Here is a 19987-nt window from a genome sequence, read left to right on the forward strand (position 1 = left end):
GCGGTTGGAAAGTCGTGGCTCACTTGGCGCCGGCAGCCGCCAGCGCGAAGACGGAGTTGGGGGCGTTGACCCGGATCGGCTTGACCACCGGGTGCGGCGAGATGGCGCGCTTGAGCGACGGCGGCGGCTCCACCACGGCGCCTTTGGCCAGCTGGTCGTCCACCAGCTTCTGCAGCGTGACCGAGCGCAGGAATTCGATCATGCGCTCGTTGAGTTCGGCCCACAGATCATGCGTCATGCACGGCTGGCCGTCGCCCTGGCAGTTTTCCTTGCCACCGCACTGGGTGGCGTCGATCGGCTCGTCCACCGACAGGATGATGTCGGCCACGGTGATCTCGCTGGCCTTGCGGCCCAGCGTGTAGCCGCCACCGGGTCCGCGGGTGGATTCGACCAGCTTGTGGCGGCGCAGCTTGCCAAACAGCTGCTCCAGGTAAGACAACGAGATGTGCTGACGCTGGCTGATGGCGGCCAGCGTGACCGGACCGCTGGCCTGGCGCAGCGCCAGATCGATCATCGCCGTGACGGCGAAGCGTCCCTTGGTGGTCAAGCGCATGGCGTGGCTCCTGGCTCGTGGATGGCAGCGGGCTGCCACCTGACAGCGACCGCCCTAATCCCGACTGTTTTCGTAAAGTATAACAAAAGTCGAACGAAACAGTCGGGTATTGACCCCACGCTCAGCGTGCCAACGGCGGCCAGCCGCTGTCCAGCGCCGGGCGTGCCTCGCCCAGTGGGAAGGTGAATTCGATGCCGGTGCCGGGGTGGGCGTCGTAGAAGCGCACGGTGGCGCCCAGCTTGGCGGCGCGCGTCAGCACGTTGCGCAGCCCGCGCCCCTCGCGCGGTCGGGCCTGCGCCGGCGGCAGGCCGACGCCATCGTCCTCGATCGTGAGAATGACCTGGTCGTCACGCTGCCAGGTGCTGACGACGATGCGCCGCGCCCTGGCGTGCTTGACGACGTTGGCGAAGATCTCCTGCAGGCAACGGAACAGGTGCAGCACGCCGCGGGAGTCCAGCACCGCCAGCGGCGGCACATCCTGCACCTCCCAGCGCAGCTCGATGCCGACGCCCTCCAAGGCAGGTCCGAGTCGGCGCCGCAGCGTGCCCAGGATGGCCGGCAGGTCACCCTCCATCGGCTCGAACGAATCGAGCGTCAGGCGCAGCTCGTCCAGCGCCTGGCGCAGCATGCCCGCCAGCGCCTCACGGTCGAGCTGGGCGTTGGGGTTGCGCACCAGGTTGAGTGTCTGCACCAGCTGGCTGCCCAGCCCGTCGTGCATGTCGCGCATCAGGCGCCGGCGCTCCTCCTCGATGGCGCGCTGGCGCTCGGCCGCCTGCAGGCGCTCGAAGGCGGCGCTGAGTTCGCGCTCGCGCTGCGCGATGCGCTGCGCCAGCGTGTCGTTGAGCCGGTGCACGGCCTGCGCCCAACCGGCGGCGCGTTCCACCAGCACCCAGCCCAGCGTCAGCGTCAGCACCAGGCTGCCCACCGACATCCAGCGCAGGTCGCCATCGCCGGGAAAGTCGAGCTGGATGACGACGAAGTCGCGCAGCGCGCTGATCCAGGTGAACGCCGCCACCAGCGCGACCAGCAGGTGCTGATGGTGCAGCGCGCGCCGGCGCACCCGGTCGAGCACCGCCGCCAGCAGCGCCACGGCGGCGAACACCGTCATCGCGCCGGCCCAGATGCGGATGATGTCGTAGTCCAGCGTCCACAGCGCCGCCCCGGTCCACGCCGGCGACAGCACGACGACCGCCCAGGCCCCGGCGCGCACCCAGCGCAGCCCGGCCTCGAACAGCTCCTCGATCGTCAGCACGAAGAAGCCGACGTAGACACCAAAAGTGCTCCAGCGCAGCAGCAGGAGCCATTCGAACGGCAGCGGCGGCTCCACCACCGACACCAGCGCGGTGCGCACGCCGTGGGCCAGCGAGGCCAGCGCGATTAGCAGGAACAGCCGCTCGCGCAACGCCCGCCACAGCAGCAGCGCCAGTGCGCCGATGAACAGCGCCAGCGCCGCCATGACCCACGAGCCGGTGACCTGCCACAGCAGCAGCGACTGTTGACGATCCTGCAGCACCTCCTGCGGCCCGAGCACCGCCGGCCACAGGCCGCTGCGTTCCAGCACGCGCGCCTGCACCTCCACCGCCAGCCGGTTGTCGTGCGGGCGCGTGGCCAGCAGCGACGGCGGCAGCGGCACGAAATGCGGCACGGCGTTGCCGATGACGGTCTGCTGCGGCGGCGCAGTCCAGCCGAACTGGTAGATCTCCTGCCCGTTGAGCAGCACGCGCAGGCGCATGCCCGCGCGCGGCAGCAGCAGACCCAGCCGCTGCTGCGCGGCATCGTCATAGGCCAGCTGTGCGGGCCAGTCCAGTTCGTAGCGCACCGTGCCCCACCAGGCCGGCCCCTCGTCGTCCAGCACGTGCGGCAGGCGTACCGGCCGCGGCGGCTGGCCGGGGTCGTGCGGCAGCGATGCGCGCGCCTCCTTGAGCGCCACCGTGCCCGGCGGTGCCCACGGACGGGTGAGCGCGTGCAGCCCCAGCAGCAGCGCCAGCAACAGCACCCCCACCGCCCAGACGACCGGTCGCCAAGCGCCGGGTGCCTCCTGGCCCGGCGGGGGAGCCAGCGCCGGCGCCAGCGTCACAGCAACCCCCGTGCCTGGGCGGCGCGCACCACCTGCACCCGCGTGCGCACGGCCAGCTTGCGGTACAGGTTCTTGACGTGGGTGCTGACGGTGGCCACGCCGATGCCCAGGCGCTGGGCAATCTCCTTGTTGACGTAGCCCTGCGCCACCAGCCGCAGCACGTCGGTCTCGCGTTCCGACAGCACCGGCACCGGGCCGTCGGCCATGCCGTCGCCGGCGTCGCCGGCCTGGCGGAACTGCTTGAGCAGCATGCGCGCCAGCAGAGGCGAGATCGGCGCCCCGCCCTGCCGGATCTGCTCGATCGCCTCGACGAGCTCCTGCGGCGAGCAACCCTTGAGCACGTAGCCGGTGGCGCCCCACTGCAGCGCGCGGATCAGGCGCGACTCGTCACCGAAGACGGTGAAGACGAGCAGCTCGGCCTCGGGCCGGCCCTCGGCCAGCAGGCGCAGCATGTCCTCGCCGCGTCCGTCCGGCAGGCCGAGGTCGACCAGGAACACGTCGGCCAGGCTGTGCGGCGCCATCATCTGGGCGTGAGCATAGGTGTCGGAATGCCCCACCAGCTTCCAGTCCGGACGCAGGCGCAGCGCGTCCTCGACGAAGCGCAGGATGGTGCGGTCGTCCTCGATCAGGTAGATGCGCGTGATGGCCGACATGCCCTCCGATTTTCGAGCAAGTGGCCGCCGGCACCCCCTCCCCCAAACGGGGGAGGTTCTCAGACCACGGCGTCGGGGTGCTGCGCGCCCAGCACCTGCTGCTTGAGCTGCAGCAGCGCATCGCGCACGCGCGCGGCGGCCTCGAACTCCAGATTGCGGGCGTGCTCCAGCATCTGGCGCTCCAGCCGCTTGATCTCCCGCGCCAGCGCCTGCTCGTCCATCGCCTGCGGCGTCGCCACGATGGCCGCGGTGGCGCGCTGGGCGGCGGCCTGCTGCTGCGCCCGCTCGCTGGTCACGCCCTCGATCAGGTCCTTGATGCGCTTGTTCACCCCACGCGGCGTGATGCCGTGCGCGGCGTTGAAGGCCAGCTGCTTGGCGCGGCGCCGCTCGGTCTCGTCGATGGCGCGGCGCATCGAGTCGGTGACCGTGTCGGCGTAGAGGATCGCCATGCCGTTCAAGTTGCGCGCGGCGCGCCCGATGGTCTGAATGAGGCTGCGGTCGGAGCGCAGGAAGCCTTCCTTGTCGGCGTCGAGGATCGCCACCAGCGACACCTCCGGGATGTCCAGCCCCTCGCGCAGCAGGTTGATGCCGACCAGCACGTCGAACGCCCCCAGCCGCAGGTCGCGGATGATCTCGGCGCGCTCCACGGTGTCGATGTCGGAGTGCATGTATCGCACGCGCACGCCGTTTTCACCCAGGTAGTCGGTGAGCTGCTCGGCCATGCGCTTGGTCAGCACGGTGATCAGCACGCGCTCGTGGCGCTGCACGCGCAGGCGGATCTCCTGCAGCACGTCGTCCACCTGGTGCGTGGCCGGGCGCACCTCCACCACCGGGTCCACCAGGCCGGTGGGGCGCACCACCTGCTCGACCACCTGGCCGCTCCTGGCCAGCTCGTAGTCGCCCGGCGTGGCCGACACGAAGATCACCTGCCGCATGCGCTGCTCGAATTCCTCGAACTTCAGCGGCCGGTTGTCCAGCGCGCTGGGCAGGCGAAAGCCGTAGTCCACCAGCGTCTGCTTGCGCGCGCGGTCGCCGTTGTACATGCCGGCCAGCTGGCCGATCATCACGTGGCTCTCGTCCAGGAACATCAGCGCATCGGCCGGCAGGTAGTCCACCAGCGTCGGCGGCGGCTCGCCCGGGCGCGCCCCGGTCAGGTGGCGCGAATAGTTCTCGATGCCCTTGCAGTGGCCGACCTCGGCCAGCATCTCCAGGTCGAAGCGCGTGCGCTGCTCCAGCCGCTGCGCCTCCAGCAGCTTGCCCTGCTGCACGAACCACTGCACGCGCTCGCGCAGCTCCTCCTGGATGGTGTCGATGGCGCGCAGGATCTGCTCGCGCGGCGTGACGTAGTGGCTGCCGGGATAGACGGTGAAGCGCGCCAGGCTGCGCTCCGTGCGCCCGGTCAGGGGATCGAACAGGCTCAGGCGCTCGATCTCGTCGTCGAACAGCTCGATGCGCAGCGCCAGCTCCGAGTGCTCGGCCGGAAAGACGTCGATGACGTCGCCGCGCACGCGGAACTTGCCGCGCACGAATTCCTGCTCGTTGCGCTGGTACTGCATGCGCACCAGCTGGGCGATGATGTCACGCTGCGCGAGCCGGTCACCGGTGCGCAGCGTCAGGATCATGCGGTGGTAGTGGTGCGGGTCGCCGATGCCGTAGATGGCGCTGACGGTGGCCACGATCACGACGTCGCGCCGCTCCAGCAGGCTCTTGGTGGCCGACAGGCGCAGCTGCTCGATGTGCTCGTTGATCGCGCTGTCCTTCTCGATGTAGAGGTCGCGCTGCGGCACGTAGGCCTCGGGCTGGTAGTAGTCGTAGTAGCTGACGAAATATTCGACCGCGTTGCGCGGGAAGAACTCGCGGAACTCGCTGTAGAGCTGTGCCGCCAGCGTCTTGTTGGGCGCAAAGACGATGGCCGGCCGCCCCAGCCGCGCGATCACGTTGGCCATCGTGAACGTCTTGCCCGAGCCGGTCACGCCCAGCAGCGTCTGGAACGCCTCGCCATCCTGCACCCCTTCGACCAGGCGCGCGATCGCCTCCGGCTGGTCACCGGCCGGCGGATAGGGCTGGAACAGCTCGTACGGCGAGCCGGGAAAGTGGACGAACTGGCCGGGGGCGGGGGCGTTCACGCGTCCTGCACCCAGTTTTCGACCTGCAAGGCCGGCACACGCTCGAACTCGCGCACGTTGTTCGTGACCAGCGTCAGACCCTCGCTGCGGGCATGGGCGGCGATGTGCAGGTCGTTGATCCCGATCGGCTGGCCCTGGCGCTCCAGCGCGGCGCGGATCGCCCCGTAGTGCTGCGCCGCCCTCGGCCCGTACGGCAGCACTTCCAGCCGGCTGCAGAAATCCTCCACGACCCGTAACGCGCGCGCCGGCTCGCGGCTACTTTCGGCGCCGTGCATCAGCTCAGCCAGCGTGATCGCCGACATGGCCAGCCTTTCGGCGTGTTCGTTGAAGCGCGGCAGCACGCTCAGCGGCCGCCGCTTGATGACATAGATCACGATGTTGGTGTCGAGCAGGTAGCGCAGCATCACAGCGCCTCGCGCCCGGGCTGCTGCTGATCTGCACGCTGCGGCAGGAAGTCCTCCGGAACCGTCTCGGCCTGCGGGTCGAGAAAAAAACTGTCCCAGCGCTGTCCGGGGGGACACAGGATGCGTTCGGCCCCCCGGCGGCGGATCTCCACCCGCTTGACGTGATCGGGCAGGCGCATGCTGGCCGGCAGGCGCACGGCCTGACTGCGATTGTTGCTGAACACGGCGGCGGTGGTCATGGTGAGGGCCTCGCTCCAGCGCTTGGCATCTACTTCGAGTATAGACCAACCTTCCGCTTGGCGTGGGTGCGGCGAACGCCGCGCCCGTATGGCCAGAACGTAAAATCGCAAAGTTTTGCCTTTCAAACCGAATCATCGAGAAAGCCCTGCTGCCATGTCCCTCTTTGCCGCCGTCGAGATGGCCCCGCGCGACCCGATCCTGGGGCTCAACGAACAGTTCGCCGCCGATCCCCGCCCGGAGAAAGTCAACCTCGGGGTGGGGGTGTACTACGACGACGATGGCAAGCTGCCGCTGCTGCAGTGCGTGCGCCAGGCCGAGGCGCGCCTGATGGAAAAGCCCGCCCCGCGCGGCTACCTGCCGATCGACGGCATGCCGGCCTATGACAACGCGGTCAAGGCGCTGGTGTTCGGCGCCGACAGCGACGTGGTGCAGAGCAGCCGCGTGGCCACCGTGCAGGCGCTGGGCGGCACGGGGGGCCTGAAGATCGGCGCCGACTTCCTGAAGAAGCTCAACCCGGCCGCCAAGGTGCTGATCAGCGATCCGAGCTGGGAGAACCACCGCGCGCTGTTTGCCAACGCCGGCTTCGCCGTGGATACCTACGCCTACTACGACGCCGCCGCGCGCGGGGTCAACGTGGAGGGCATGCTGGCCAGCCTGCGCGCCGCCGCGCCCGGCACCATCGTCGTGCTGCACGCCTGCTGCCACAACCCGACGGGTTATGACCTGACCCCCGGGCAGTGGGATGCGGTCGTGGCGGTCGTGAAGGAGCGCGGCCTGGTGCCGTTCCTCGACATGGCCTACCAGGGTTTCGGCCACGGCATCGCCGAGGACGGTGCGGCGGTGCGCAAGTTCGTCGAGGCGGGACTGGACGTGTTCGTCGCCACGTCGTTCTCCAAGAGCTTCAGCCTGTATGGCGAGCGCGTCGGCGCGCTGTCGGTGGTGTGCGCGAGCAAGGACGAGGCCGAGCGCGTGCTGTCGCAGCTCAAGATCGTCGTGCGCACCAATTACTCCAACCCGCCGACGCACGGTGCGGCGGTGGTGGCCACGGTGCTCAACACCCCGGAGCTGCGGGCGCTGTGGGAGCAGGAGCTGGCGGGCATGCGCACGCGCATCAAGGCGATGCGCGAGCAGCTGGTGCAGGGCCTGAAGGATGCCGGCGTGACGCAGGACATGAGCTTCATCACCCGGCAGATCGGCATGTTCAGCTACTCCGGTCTGACCAAGGAGCAGATGCAGCGCCTGCGCAGCGACTTCGGCGTCTACGGGACCGACACCGGGCGCATGTGCGTGGCGGCGCTCAACAGCCGCAACATCGGTTACGTCTGCCGGGCCATCGCCAGCGTGCTGCGCGGTTGAGGCGGCCGGCGCGGCGCCTGTCGCCGAGGTGACGCCGCCTCGGCGAAGGTGCCGATGGCGCGCCCGTTGGCTTCCTGTTATATTTGTTGCACCGCAACAAATATTCCTTCGGGGTTCCCATGCTGTACCACCTGTACGAGGCCCAGCGCGCCCTCATCGAGCCGTTCTCCGATTTCGCGGCCGTGGCGGCCAAGCTGTTCGCCACCCCGACCTCGCCGCTGGCCCAGACCCCCTTTTCGCAGCGCATCGCCGCCGCCTACGATCTGCTGCACCGCCTCGGCAAGGATTACGAGAAGCCCGAGTTCGGCATCCGCACCATCGACATCGAGGGGGTGTCGGTGGCGATCCATGAGCGCGTCGAGATCGACAAGCCGTTCTGCCAGCTGCGCCGCTTCAAGCGCTACGCCGACGATCCGGCCACGCTGCTGCGCTTGAAGGATCAGCCGGTCGTTCTGATCGTGGCGCCGCTGTCGGGCCATTACGCGACCCTGCTGCGCGACACGGTGCGCACGATGCTGCGCGACCACAAGGTCTACATCACCGACTGGAAGAACGCCCGCATGGTGCCGCTGTCCGAGGGTGACTTCCACCTCGACGACTACGTCAACTACGTGCAGGAGTTCATCCGCTACCTGCAGGGCCAGTACGGCAACTGCCACGTGATGAGCGTGTGCCAGCCGACCGTGCCGGTGCTGGCGGCGGTGTCGCTGATGGCCAGCCGCGGCGAGAAGATCCCGCTGTCGATGACGATGATGGGCGGCCCGATCGATGCGCGCCGCTCGCCCACCGCGGTGAACAACCTGGCGCTGCAGCGCAGCTACGAGTGGTTCGAGAACAACGTGATCTACCGCGTGCCGGCGGGCTTCCCCGGCGAGGGGCGGCGCGTCTACCCGGGCTTCCTGCAGCACGCCGGCTTCATCGCGATGAACCCGGACCGCCACGTCAACAGCCACTACGACTACTTCCAGCACCTGATCCAGGGCGACAACGAGAGCGCCGAGGCACACCGCCAGTTCTACGACGAGTACAACGCGGTGCTGGACATGGACGCGAACTACTACCTGGAGACCATCCGCACGGTGTTCCAGGAGTTCAAGCTGGTGCACGGCACCTGGGACGTGCGCAGCCCGGACGGACGGCTGGAGCGGGTGCGGCCGCAGGACATCCGCGGCACCGGCTTGCTGACGGTGGAGGGTGAGCTCGACGACATCTCCGGCAGCGGCCAGACGCGCGCCGCGCACGACCTGTGCACCGGCATCGAGTCCCAGCACCGCCATCATTTCGAGGTGGAGGGCGCCGGCCATTACGGCATCTTCAGCGGGCGGCGCTGGCGCGAGAAGGTCTACCCCGTGGTGCGCGACTTCATCCGCCGCCACCAGCCCGCCGCCGCGGGCCCCGATGACGCGCAGGCCGGCGACGAAGCCGAGCTGCTGGCCGCCGCCATTGAGCGCGACCGCCGCGGGGCGGCCGTGGGCCCGGCGGCCAACCGCCGGCGCCGGCGGCAGCCCGGCGCATGAAGACGCGACAGGACGACGGGCTGGTCGAGCGGCTCGATGCCGCTCTGCCGCAGACGCAGTGCACGCGCTGCGGCTATCCCGACTGCCGCCGCTACGCCGAGGCGATCGCGCGCGGCGAAGCGCCGATCAACCGCTGCCCCCCCGGGGGCGAGGAAGGCGTGCGGCGGCTGGCGGCGATCACCGGCCAGCCCGTGCGGCCGCTCGACCCCGAGGTGGGCAGCGAGGGGCCGTTCGGCGTGGCGGTGATCGACGAGACGTGGTGCATCGGCTGCACGCTGTGCCTGAAGGCTTGTCCGACCGACGCCATCGTCGGCGCGCACAAGCGCATGCACACCGTCATCGAGGCGTACTGCACCGGCTGCGAGCTGTGCATCCCCGTCTGCCCGGTGGACTGCATCGCGATGGAGGTGACCACACCGGGACGTACCGGCTGGCAGGCGTGGTCGACGACGCAGGCCGCCACCGCCCGGCGACGCTACCAGGCGCGCCAGCGGCGCCTGGCGCGCGAGGCCGAGGAGGCCGAGGTGCGGCGGCTGCAGAAGGCCGAAGCCAAGCTTGCTGACCTGGCCCAGCACTCCAGGCACACGGATCCGGCGCTGCTGGAGCGCAAGCGCGCCTTGGTGCGAGCGGCGATCGAGCAAGCGCGCGCCGCCCGCGCGGCCCGCACGGCGGCGGGCCCCGGCGCCGGCCCCGCGGAGCCGGCTGGCCGCTGAAACGCCCGGGGCGCCGTGCCTCGCGGTGACCGCCGGCGCCAAGGCTCAGGCCGGGGCACCCGCCGCGGCCAGGGCGTCGAACGCGCGCACCACCTCGGGCGGCGCCTGCACCAGCTCGATCAGCACGCCCTCGCCACCGATCGGCGCCTCCTCGCTGCCCTTGGGGTGGATGAAGCAGATGTCGAAGCCCGCCGCGCCCTTGCGGATGCCGCCGGGCGCGAAGCGCACGCCCTGCGCGCTGAGCCACTCCACCGCCCGCGGCAGGTCGTCGACCCAGAGGCCGACGTGGTTCAGCGGCGTGGCGTGCACCGCGGGCTTCTTCTGCGGATCCAGCGGCTGCATCAGGTCGACCTCGACCTTCAGCGCCCCGGCGCCCAGGGCGCAGATGTCCTCGTCGACGTTTTCGCGCTCGCTGACGAAGGAGCCGGTGACCGGCAGGCCGAACAGCTCCACCCACAGGCGGCGCAGCCGTGCCTTGTCCGGCCCGCCGATGGCGATCTGCTGAATGCCCAGGATGCGGAAAGGGCGCGGTGCGCTCATCGCTCGAACTCCACGATCGGCTGATCGACGACCAGGCTCTCACCCTGCTGCGCCAGCACCTTGGCCACGACGCCGTCGGCCGGTGCGAACAGGATGTTTTCCATCTTCATCGCCTCGATGACGGCGACGCGCTCGCCGGCCTGCACCTTCTGTCCCGGCTGCACCGCCACCTCCACCAGCAGCCCCGGCATCGGCGACAGCACGAAGCGGCTCATGTCCGGCGGGGCCTTGAACGGCATCAGGCGATGCAGCTCGGCGATGCGCGGCGACACCACCAGGCACTCGAGCCTGGTGCCGTTGTGCTGCACCACCAGCGCCAGCGGGTGCTTGGCCGAGCCACGCTCGACCTGCGCGGTGAACGGCTCACCGTTGCAGTCACCGGTGATGACGATGTCGCTCAGACGGGAGGTCGAGGTGATCTTGTAGCGGCGGGCCTGCTCGCCCTGCCACACCAGCACGCTGGCGTAGCCGGCCTCGCCCACGTATTCGTCGACGTGGACCGGGATGTGGCGATGCTGCCCGTCGGCCGCCAGCGCGATGGCCACGTAGTCGTTGCCGATGCGCGCACCGTACCCTGGCATCTGGCCGCTGATGCCGGCGGCGCGCTCGCGGCTCTTGCGACGCACGAACGCCGCCAGCGCCACCAGGAAGCCTTCGTCGTCGTGCGGCACGTCTTCGGCGCGGAAGCCGCTGGCGTAGTGCTGGGCGATGAAGCCGGTGTTGAAGCGACCGGCCACGAAGTCCGGATGCGCCAGCAGCGCAGCCTGGAACGGGATGTTGCTGTTGATGCCGCGGATGGCAAAGCCGTTGAGCGCCTCGCGCATCTTGGCAATGGCGTCCAGCCGATCCTTGCCGTGCACGATGAGCTTGGCGATCATCGAGTCGTAGTACATCGGGATCTCGCCGCCCTCGAACACCCCGGTGTCCACGCGCACGCCGTAGCGATGCGCGGTGTCGGCCGCCCACATGGTCTCCCTGGGGGGCTTGAAGTGCACCAGCCGCCCGGTGGAGGGCAGGAAGTTGCGGAACGGGTCCTCGGCGTTGATGCGGCACTCGATCGCCCAGCCCTCGCGCCGGATGTCGGCCTGGGTGAACGGCAGCTTCTCACCGGCGGCCACGCGGATCATCAGCTCCACCAGATCCAGCCCGGTGATGCACTCGGTGACCGGGTGCTCCACCTGCAGGCGGGTGTTCATCTCCAGGAAATAAAAGCTCTGGTCTTTGCCGACCACGAACTCCACGGTGCCCGCGCTCTGGTACTTGACCGCCTTGGCCAGGGCGACGGCCTGCTCGCCCATGGCGCGGCGCGTGGCGTCGCTGATGAAGGGGCTGGGCGCCTCCTCGATGACCTTCTGGTGGCGGCGCTGGATCGAGCACTCGCGCTCCCACAGGTAGACGACGTTGCCGTGCGCGTCACCCAGCACCTGGATCTCGATGTGGCGCGGCTCCTCGACGAACTTCTCGATGAAGACGCGGTCGTCGCCGAAGCTGTTGCGCGCCTCGTTGCGGCACGAGGTGAAACCCTCCAGCGCCTCCTTGTCGTTCCAGGCCACGCGCAGGCCCTTGCCGCCGCCGCCGGCGCTGGCCTTGATCATCACCGGATAGCCGATGCCGCGCGCGATCTCCACCGCCTGTTCGGCCGACTCGATCGGGTCGTTCCATCCCGGAATGGTGTTGACGCCCGCTTCCTTGGCCAGTTTCTTGGAGGCGATCTTGTCCCCCATCGCGGCGATGCTGTGGTGCTTCGGGCCGATGAAGACCAGGCCCTCCTCCTCGACGCGGCGGGCGAAATCCTCGTTTTCGGACAGGAAGCCGTAGCCGGGATGGATGGCCTCGGCGCCGGTGGCCTTGGCCGCGGCGATGATCTTGTCGGCCACCAGATAGCTCTCGCGGCTGGGCGCCGGGCCGATGCAGACGGCCTCGTCGGCCAGGCGGACGTGGCGCGCCTCGCGGTCGGCCTCGGAGTAGACGGCCACGGTGGCGATGCCCATCTTGCGGGCGGTGGCGATGACGCGGCAGGCGATCTCGCCGCGGTTGGCAATCAGGATCTTCTTGAACATCACGTAACCTCGTCAGGTCGTGCGGCAACACGACGGGGGCGATGGAGACTGCACGGGGGGACACGGCACGCTGCCGTAGCTGCAGAACACGCAGCAATCACCCGTCTTAGGACGCAGCACGACGTTGCAATGTGGACACTCGTAGAAATACTGGCACGCATCGGTGGGCATGCGCTCGCTGGAGCGCCCGCCGCACACCGGGCAGGTGATGACACTGTCGAGCACGATGTCGGCCATGGCCGGGCTCAAAGCGGAATGTTGCCGTGCTTGCGCCACGGATTGTCGAGCTTCTTGTCCTTGAGCATCGCCAGGGAGCGGCAGATGCGCTTGCGCGTCTCGTGCGGCAGGATGACGTCGTCGATGTAGCCGCGCTCGGCCGCGACGAACGGGTTGGCGAAGCGCCGCTTGTACTCCGCTTCGCGCTCGGCCAGCTTGGCCGGATCCTTCTTGTCCTCGCGGAAGATGATCTCCACCGCGCCCTTGGCGCCCATGACGGCGATTTCGGCGTTGGGCCAGGCGAAGTTGACGTCGCCGCGCAGATGCTTGGAGGCCATCACGTCGTAGGCGCCGCCGTAGGCCTTGCGCGTGATGACGGTGATCTTGGGCACGGTGGCCTCGGCGTAGGCGTACAGCAGCTTGGCGCCGTGCTTGATGATGCCGCCGTATTCCTGCGCCGTGCCGGGCATGAAGCCGGGCACGTCCACGAACGTGATGACCGGGATGTGGAAGGCGTCGCAGAAGCGCACGAAGCGCGCGGCCTTGATGCTGCTCTTGATGTCGAGGCAGCCGGCCAGCACCAGCGGCTGGTTGGCTACGATGCCCACCGTCTGGCCATCCATGCGCGCAAAGCCCACGATGATGTTCTTGGCGTAGTCGGGCTGAATCTCGAAGAAGTCGCCGTCATCGACGGTCTTCAGGATCAGCTCCTTCATGTCGTAGGGCTTGTTGGGATTGTCCGGCACCAGGGTGTCCAGACTGAGTTCCGCGCGGTCGATCGGGTCGCCGCTCTTGCGCAGCGGTGGACGTTCCCGATTGGACAGCGGCAGGTAGTTGAACAGCCGCCGCACCATCAGCAGCGCCTCGATGTCATTCTGGAACGCGCGGTCGGCCACGCCGCTCTTGGTGGTGTGCGTCAGCGCCCCACCCAGCTCCTCGGCCGTCACCTCCTCGTGCGTCACGGTCTTGACCACGTCCGGCCCGGTGACGAACATGTAAGAGGTGTCCTGCACCATGAAGATGAAGTCCGTCATCGCCGGCGAATAGACCGCTCCGCCGGCGCACGGCCCCATGATGACGCTGATCTGCGGGATGACGCCGGAGGCCAGCACGTTGCGCTGGAACACCTCGGCGTAGCCGCCGAGACTCGCCACGCCCTCCTGGATGCGCGCGCCGCCCGAGTCGTTCAGACCGATGACGGGGGCGCCGACCTTCATCGCCTGGTCCATGATCTTGCAGATCTTCTCGGCGTGCGCCTCCGACAGCGCGCCGCCGAAGACGGTGAAATCCTGGCTGAAGACGAACACCAGCCGGCCGTCGATGGTGCCGTAGCCGGTGACCACGCCGTCGCCCGGAATCTTCTGCTCGGCCATGCCGAAATCGGCGCAGCGGTGCTCGACGAACATGTCCCACTCTTCGAAGCTGCCTTCGTCGAGCAGGACCTCGATGCGCTCACGCGCGGTCAGCTTGCCCTTGGCGTGTTGGGCGTCGATGCGGCGCTGGCCACCGCCCAGACGGGCCGCGGCGCGCTTGCGCTCCAGTTGTTCGAGGATCTCATGCATGATGATGGGCTCCTGTAAAAAACGGTCTTCAAAGGCCCAACGGGTCCCAGTCGTGCAAAAAGGACGCCAAAGCTTGAACCGTCACGACGTCGCGCCCCCAGGGACGGCGACTGCGAGGCAGATGACGCAACCACGCGAGGCGCCGGGCCACATGGCGTAGGCGGGATCGCACGTCCGGATCAAGGGTCGCCTCCATCGCTCGCCATGCCGCCAGCATGGCCGCTCTGGACGCCCGACAGATCCACACGCTCGACAGCAGCAGGGCTAGCCAGTCGCGGGTCTGGGCGTCTGGCAGTGACATCACAGTGCGAGGATCGTCCTCGAAATCCAGATACACCAAGCCCTTGTCCGAAACGATCGCGTTGCGGGCGAAAGCTTGGCTAAGGTACTGGCCCTGCCGATGCACGTAGGCCAGCCCGTCGAGGGCGAGATTGAAGGCGTGCATGGCCTGCCCCGGCTCAGCAGCCAAGAGCCGGGGCAGGGCTGAACCGCGGACGTAGCCAAGAACGAGATGATCGTCGGCGACGTGCAGCAACGGCGGCACTGCTATTCCAGCCTCCGCCAGCGCGCACAGGCGGCGCACCTCGATCGCCTGCCCTTCTGGCCCTCCAGGGGCCGGCACGGGCAAGAGCAGCGGCAAATCAGCCGCCCGGGCCAACCAGCGCATCGGGGCGAAACGCCAAGCTGGGCGGGGTGCACGCTGCCCTTTCACTATCACCCTGCCTTCGGCCAAGTCCAAGACTTGGATTCGATGCTGGCGCCACCCTTGAGCCCCCTGCACCAAACGCAGTGACGCTTCGCTCAACATGGTGGGGGCCTTTCCTGATTCGTCGGCAGGGACGGGCCGTCTATCCATCCGACCCCGAAACAGGCCAGCAGCTCGCGCGCGGCCGCGGAGGCGACCACACGGCCAGCCAGCACCTCGGCGGTGAGGGCCGGCAGGCGCTCGCGCACCGCCGGGTGATGGGCAAAGGCCTCGCGCAGGCCGGCGTCGATGCGCTCCCACATCCAGGCGCGCGCCTGGCGCTGGCGGCGCTGCGTCAGGCGGCCGCTGGCCTCCTGCAGCGCGCGGTACTCCTGCACCGCCTGCCAGAACGCCTCGATGCCCTGCGCCTGCAGGGCGCTGAGCTGCAGCACGCGCGGCATCCAGGCGCCCGGTTCGCCGTGCGCGCCGCCGTGCAGGCCCAGCAGCCGCAGCGCCGAGGTGATCTGCGCCTGCGCGCGCGTGGCGGCGTCGGGGTCGAGGTCGGCTTTGTTGATGACGATCAGGTCCGCCAGCTCCATGATGCCCTTCTTGATCGCCTGCAGGTCATCGCCGGCGTTGGGCAGCTGCAGCACGCAGAACATGTCGGTCATGTCGGCCACCGCGGTTTCGCTCTGGCCGACGCCGACCGTCTCGACGATGACGACGTCATAGCCGGCGGCCTCGCAGACCAGCATCGCCTCGCGCGTGCGCGCCGCCACGCCGCCGAGGTTGCCCCCGCTGGGGCTGGGCCGGATGAAGGCGCGCTCGTGCGTGGAGAGCTTTTCCATGCGCGTCTTGTCGCCGAGGATCGAGCCGCCGGAGACGCTGCTGCTCGGATCCACCGCCAGCACCGCGACGCGATGCCCCAGCCCGATGAGATGGAGCCCCAGGGCCTCGATGAAGGTGCTCTTGCCCACGCCGGGCACCCCGCTGATGCCCAGCCGCCAGGCACGCCCGGTGTGCGGCAGCAGCGCGTTGAGCAGCGCGTCGGCCTGGCGCCGATGGTCGGGCCGGGTCGACTCCAGCAGCGTGATCGCCTTGGCCAAGGCGCGCCGCTGCGCCGGCGCCTCGCCATGCAGCAGCGGCTGCAGCAGCGCTGCCGGCGCGGGATCCTGCGCGATCACCATGATCCCGGGGTCAGCCAGCGGCCTGGCGCTTGAGCGCGGCGCGGATCTTTTCCAGCACGTCCTTGGCGCTGGCCGGGATCGGCGTACCCGGGCCGTAGATGCCCTGCACGCCGGCTTCGTAGAGGAATTCGTAATCCTGCCGCGGGATCACCCCGCCGACGAAGACGATGATGTCGTCCGCGCCCTGTTTCTTGAGTTCCTCGATGATGGCGGGCACCAGCGTCTTGTGCCCGGCCGCCAGCGTCGAGACGCCGACGGCGTGCACGTCGTTCTCGATGGCCTGGCGCGCGCACTCCTCCGGGGTCTGGAACAGCGGGCCGATGTCGACGTCGAAACCGAGGTCGGCGTAGGCCGTGGCCACCACCTTGGCGCCGCGGTCGTGGCCGTCCTGGCCGAGCTTGGCGATCATCACGCGCGGACGGCGGCCGAATTCCTCGGCGAAGGCGGCGATCTCGGCCTTGAGTTTCTCCCAGCCCTCGGCGCTGTCGTAGGCGGCGGCGTACACCCCGGTGACCTTCTGCGTGTCGGCGCGGTGCCGGCCGAAGACCTTTTCCAGCGCATCGGAGACCTCGCCAACCGTGGCGCGCGCCCGCATCGCCTCGATCGACAGCGCCAGCAGGTTGCCCTGCCCGGTGCGCGCGCACTCGGTCAGCGCGTCCAGCGCGCGCTGCACCGCGGCGGCGTCGCGCGTGGCGCGCAGGCGCTGCAGCCGCTCGATCTGCGTCTGCCGCACCTTGAAGTTGTCCACCTCCAGGATCTCGACCGGGTCTTCCTTGTCCAGGCGGTACTTGTTGACGCCGACGATGACGTCCTTGCCGCTGTCGATGCGCGCCTGCTTCTCGGCGGCGCTGGCCTCGATCTTGAGCTTGGCCCAGCCGCTCTGCACCGCGCGCGTCATGCCGCCCATGGCGTCGATCTCCTCGATGATCGCCCAGGCCTTGTCGGCCATCTGCTGCGTCAGCGCCTCCATCATGTAGCTGCCGCCCCAGGGATCGATCACACTGGTGATGTGTGTCTCCTCCTGCAGGATCAGCTGCGTGTTGCGCGCGATGCGGGCGGAGAATTCGGTCGGCAGCGCGATCGCCTCATCGAAGCTGTTGGTATGCAGGCTCTGCGTGCCGCCGAACACTGCCGCCATGGCCTCGATGGTGGTGCGCACGATGTTGTTGTACGGGTCCTGCTCGGTCAGCGACCAGCCGCTGGTCTGGCAATGGGTGCGCAGCATCAGGCTCTTGGGGTTCTTCGCGCCGAAGCCCTTCATGATGCGGCACCACAGCAGGCGCGCGGCGCGCATCTTGGCGATCTCGAGGTAGAAGTTCATCCCGATCGCCCAGAAGAAGCTCAGCCGCCCGGCGAACTCGTCGACATCCAGCCCCTTGGCCAGCGCGGTCTTGACGTACTCCTTGCCGTCGGCCAGCGTGAAGGCCAGCTCCAGCGCCTGGTTGGCGCCGGCCTCCTGCATGTGGTAGCCGGAGATGCTGATCGAGTTGAACTTGGGCATGTGCCGCGCCGTGTACTCGATGATGTCGCCGATGATGCGCATCGAGGGCTCGGGCGGATAGATGTAGGTGTTGCGGACCATGAACTCCTTGAGGATGTCGTTCTGGATGGTGCCGCTCAGCTGATCCTGGCGCACGCCCTGCTCCTCGGCCGCCACCACGTAGCCGGCCAGCACCGGCAGCACCGCGCCGTTCATGGTCATCGAGACGCTGACCTTGTCCAGCGGAATACCCTCGAACAGGATCTTCATGTCCTCCACGCTGTCGATGGCGACACCCGCCTTGCCGACGTCGCCCACCACGCGCGGGTTGTCGCTGTCGTAGCCGCGGTGCGTGGCCAGGTCGAAGGCGACGCTGACCCCCTGCGCGCCGGCGGCCAGCGCCTTGCGGTAGAAGGCATTGGACTCCTCCGCGGTGGAAAAGCCCGCGTACTGCCGGATGGTCCACGGCTTGACGGCGTACATCGTGGCCTGCGGCCCGCGGATGAACGGCTCGAAGCCGGGCAGCGTGTCGGTGTAGGGCAGATCGCGGATGTCGGCCGCGGTGTACAGCGGCTTGACCGTGATGCCTTCCGGCGTGACCCAGTTCAGGCTCTCCAGCGGCGCGCCCTTGAGCGACTTGCGGGCGGCCTCTTCCCATTCGGCCAGGGTGGCGGGGCGGAATGCGTCGTGGTGGGCGGTCATGATCGTGCCGGGGTAAGGAGGGGGCGGATCGCTCGCATCGACCCGCACGAAGGACATCGGTCCCGATCGCGCAGGATACACGGGACGGCGGCGCAAGTATAGCGCATGCATAATTATGGATGCAGAATGCCCGGACCCCATGTATCATCGCGCCATGACCGCCACACCCCTGCTGCCGCGTGCCCTGTACGAGGAGGTGGCCGACTGGCTGCGCCAGCGCATCTTCAACCGCGAGCTGCCGCCCGGCACCTGGATCGACGAGATGCGCATCGCGCAGGAGCTGGGCATCAGCCGCACGCCGCTGCGCGAGGCGATCAAGGTGCTGGCCGCCGAGGGGCTGGTGACGATGAAGGTGCGCCGCGGCGCCTACGTCACCGAGGTGTCGCAGCAGGATCTGCGCGAGGTCTATGAGCTGCTGGCGCTGCTGGAGGCCGACGCCGCCGAGGCGGCCTGCTGGCGCGCCAGCGACGACGATCTGGCCGAGCTGGCGCGGATGCACGCCGAGCTGGAGGCGGCGGCCGATCCGCGGCACGGTTCACGCGAGCGCTTCTTCGAGCTCAACGAGGCGTTTCACCTGCGCATCCTGGACCTGGGTCACAACCGCTGGCGCAAGCAGCTGGTGCTGGACCTGCGCAAGGTGATGAAGCTCAACCGTCACGCCTCGCTGGCCAAGGAGGGGCGCATCGCCGAGTCGCTGGCCGAGCACCGCGCGATCCTCGAGGCGCTGCGGGCGCGCGATCCGCGCGCGGCGGCGGAGGCGGTGCGGCGGCATTTCGCCAACGGTCTGCAGGCCGCGGTGTGAGGCGCGTGGGCGGCGCGCCGCCCTCCTCCGCGCAGCGGCAGGTCGTGCGGTCCGCGGATCGACACGGTCAGGCCGACGCCGCGGCCGCGGTCGGCCGGCCAGCGCCGGCCTCCAGCAGCGCCATGCGCGCACGACGCGCCACCCCGCGCGGCGGCAGGTGCTTGAGGCGATGGTCGCTCCAGACCTGGCGCCAGCGTCGTGCCCCGGGCTGGCCGTGGCGCAGCCCCAGCATGTGGCGCGCGATCGCGTACCAGCCACCCGGCAGCGCAGGGCCCTCGCGTTCCATGTAGGCGACCATGCGCGCCTCGACCTCGTCGCGGTCCGGCTTCGCCTCCTCCACGCCGAAGTAGGCAGCGTCCCACGACGCCAGCCACCACGGGTTGTGGTAAGCCTCACGCCCCACCATGACGCCGTCGACGTGCGCCAGCTGCTCGCGCACCTGCGTGTCGGTGGTGATGCCGCCGTTGACGACGATCGTCAAATGCGGGAAGTCGCGCTTGAGCCGGTGCACCACCTCGTAGCGCAGCGGCGGCACGGTGCGGTTCTCGGCGGGGCTCAGGCCATCCAGCCAGGCGTTGCGCGCGTGCACGATGAAGACCTCGCAGCCGGCCTGCGCCACCGTGCCGACGAAGTCGCGCACGAAGGCGTAATCCTCCACCCGGTCGATGCCGATGCGATGCTTGACCGTCACCGGCACGCGCACCGCATCGCGCATCGCGCGCACGCAGTCGGCCACCAGGCGCGGGTGTTCCATCAGGCAGGCGCCGAACGCTCCGCGCTGCACGCGCGGACTGGGACAGCCACAGTTGAGGTTGATCTCGTCGTAGCCCCAGGCCTCACCCATGCGCGCGCACACGGCCAACTCGAGCGGGTCGTTGCCGCCCAGCTGCAGGGCCACCGGGTGCTCCGCGTCGTCGAACGCCAGATGGCGCGCGACGTCGCCGTGCAGCAGCGCGCCGGTGGTCACCATCTCGGTGTAGAGCCGCGCATGCCGCGTCAGCTGCCGGTGCAGCCAGCGGCAGTGACGGTCGGTCCACTCCATCATCGGCGCCACGCTCAGGCGCCAGGGGGACGGATCACGGCGTTGCTCGGACATCCGCCGATTATCGCCGGA

The 19987-nt window shown here is 69.1% G+C and carries 18 protein-coding genes; 4 read left to right on the plus strand and 14 right to left on the minus strand.

What is annotated here, in order from left to right; genetic code table 11:
• Positions 1-19 precede the first annotated feature (19 nt).
• From iscR to vapB, 6 genes are all read right to left on the minus strand, one after another.
• Complete coding sequence (iscR, locus tag Tsedi_RS01745) at positions 20-553, minus strand: Fe-S cluster assembly transcriptional regulator IscR (protein WP_143892938.1); 534 nt, start codon at positions 551-553, stop codon at positions 20-22.
• 121 nt (positions 554-674) lie between these two features.
• Positions 675-2630 (minus strand): sensor histidine kinase, encoded by a 1956-nt coding sequence (locus Tsedi_RS01750; RefSeq protein WP_143892940.1) that lies wholly within the window; start codon positions 2628-2630, stop codon positions 675-677.
• Positions 2627-3283 carry a LuxR C-terminal-related transcriptional regulator gene (locus Tsedi_RS01755; protein ID WP_143892942.1) on the minus strand — a complete coding sequence of 219 codons (657 nt, stop codon included), beginning with the start codon at positions 3281-3283 and terminating at the stop codon, positions 2627-2629. Before Tsedi_RS01755 ends, Tsedi_RS01750 begins: the two co-directional genes overlap by 4 nt.
• Positions 3284-3342: 59 nt before the next feature.
• A complete protein-coding gene (gene uvrB, locus Tsedi_RS01760; RefSeq protein WP_185970542.1) occupies positions 3343-5409 on the minus strand; it encodes an excinuclease ABC subunit UvrB in 2067 nt (688 codons plus the stop codon).
• A complete protein-coding gene (gene vapC, locus Tsedi_RS01765) occupies positions 5406-5813 on the minus strand; it encodes a type II toxin-antitoxin system tRNA(fMet)-specific endonuclease VapC (RefSeq protein WP_143892946.1) in 408 nt (135 codons plus the stop codon). Before vapC ends, uvrB begins: the two co-directional genes overlap by 4 nt.
• Positions 5813-6052 (minus strand): type II toxin-antitoxin system VapB family antitoxin, encoded by a 240-nt coding sequence (gene vapB, locus Tsedi_RS01770; protein WP_143892948.1) that lies wholly within the window; start codon positions 6050-6052, stop codon positions 5813-5815. The genes vapC and vapB overlap by 1 nt, the downstream gene beginning before the upstream one ends.
• Before the next feature lie 154 nt (positions 6053-6206).
• Here vapB and Tsedi_RS01775 point away from each other — a divergent pair, with 154 nt between their 5' ends.
• The 3 genes from Tsedi_RS01775 (at position 6207) to rsxB (ending at position 9639) form a co-directional block, all read left to right on the plus strand.
• The gene (locus Tsedi_RS01775) at positions 6207-7409 is read left to right on the plus strand and encodes an amino acid aminotransferase (RefSeq protein WP_143892950.1); all 1203 of its coding nucleotides are present in this window, start codon (positions 6207-6209) and stop codon (positions 7407-7409) included.
• 119 nt (positions 7410-7528) lie between these two features.
• Complete coding sequence (locus Tsedi_RS01780) at positions 7529-8926, plus strand: polyhydroxyalkanoate depolymerase (RefSeq protein ID WP_143892952.1); 1398 nt, start codon at positions 7529-7531, stop codon at positions 8924-8926.
• Positions 8923-9639, plus strand: coding sequence for an electron transport complex subunit RsxB (rsxB, locus tag Tsedi_RS01785; RefSeq protein ID WP_143892954.1), 717 nt, complete (start codon positions 8923-8925; stop codon positions 9637-9639). The genes Tsedi_RS01780 and rsxB overlap by 4 nt, the downstream gene beginning before the upstream one ends.
• Before the next feature lie 45 nt (positions 9640-9684).
• Here the strand turns inward: rsxB and Tsedi_RS01790 are convergent, their stop codons facing one another.
• The 7 genes from Tsedi_RS01790 to scpA form a co-directional block, all read right to left on the minus strand.
• A complete protein-coding gene (locus tag Tsedi_RS01790) occupies positions 9685-10179 on the minus strand; it encodes a VOC family protein (protein WP_143892956.1) in 495 nt (164 codons plus the stop codon).
• Positions 10176-12239 (minus strand): acetyl-CoA carboxylase biotin carboxylase subunit, encoded by a 2064-nt coding sequence (gene accC / locus Tsedi_RS01795; RefSeq protein ID WP_143892958.1) that lies wholly within the window; start codon positions 12237-12239, stop codon positions 10176-10178. Before accC ends, Tsedi_RS01790 begins: the two co-directional genes overlap by 4 nt.
• A gap of 12 nt (positions 12240-12251) precedes the next feature.
• The gene (locus Tsedi_RS12315; RefSeq protein ID WP_143892960.1) at positions 12252-12476 is read right to left on the minus strand and encodes a GDCCVxC domain-containing (seleno)protein; all 225 of its coding nucleotides are present in this window, start codon (positions 12474-12476) and stop codon (positions 12252-12254) included.
• Between the two features lie 8 nt (positions 12477-12484).
• Positions 12485-14017: an acyl-CoA carboxylase subunit beta gene (locus Tsedi_RS01805; RefSeq protein WP_143892962.1), complete on the minus strand. Its 1533-nt coding sequence runs from the start codon at positions 14015-14017 to the stop codon at positions 12485-12487.
• Positions 14018-14045: 28 nt separating this feature from the next.
• The gene (locus tag Tsedi_RS01810; protein WP_143892965.1) at positions 14046-14552 is read right to left on the minus strand and encodes a BUD32 family EKC/KEOPS complex subunit; all 507 of its coding nucleotides are present in this window, start codon (positions 14550-14552) and stop codon (positions 14046-14048) included.
• A 266-nt stretch (positions 14553-14818) separates the two neighbouring features.
• A complete protein-coding gene (gene meaB / locus Tsedi_RS01815) occupies positions 14819-15889 on the minus strand; it encodes a methylmalonyl Co-A mutase-associated GTPase MeaB (protein ID WP_143892967.1) in 1071 nt (356 codons plus the stop codon).
• A gap of 10 nt (positions 15890-15899) precedes the next feature.
• A complete protein-coding gene (gene scpA, locus Tsedi_RS01820) occupies positions 15900-18071 on the minus strand; it encodes a methylmalonyl-CoA mutase (protein ID WP_143893068.1) in 2172 nt (723 codons plus the stop codon).
• A gap of 154 nt (positions 18072-18225) precedes the next feature.
• Between scpA and Tsedi_RS01825 the strand changes: the two genes are divergently transcribed.
• Positions 18226-18873 (plus strand): GntR family transcriptional regulator, encoded by a 648-nt coding sequence (locus Tsedi_RS01825; protein WP_143892969.1) that lies wholly within the window; start codon positions 18226-18228, stop codon positions 18871-18873.
• A 67-nt stretch (positions 18874-18940) separates the two neighbouring features.
• Here Tsedi_RS01825 and dusA read toward each other — a convergent pair whose 3' ends face one another.
• Positions 18941-19969: a tRNA dihydrouridine(20/20a) synthase DusA gene (gene dusA / locus Tsedi_RS01830; protein ID WP_143892971.1), complete on the minus strand. Its 1029-nt coding sequence runs from the start codon at positions 19967-19969 to the stop codon at positions 18941-18943.
• Positions 19970-19987 lie beyond the last annotated feature (18 nt).

Origin of the sequence: Tepidimonas sediminis (assembly GCF_007556605.1) — a bacterium.
Taxonomy (GTDB): domain Bacteria; phylum Pseudomonadota; class Gammaproteobacteria; order Burkholderiales; family Burkholderiaceae_C; genus Tepidimonas; species Tepidimonas sediminis.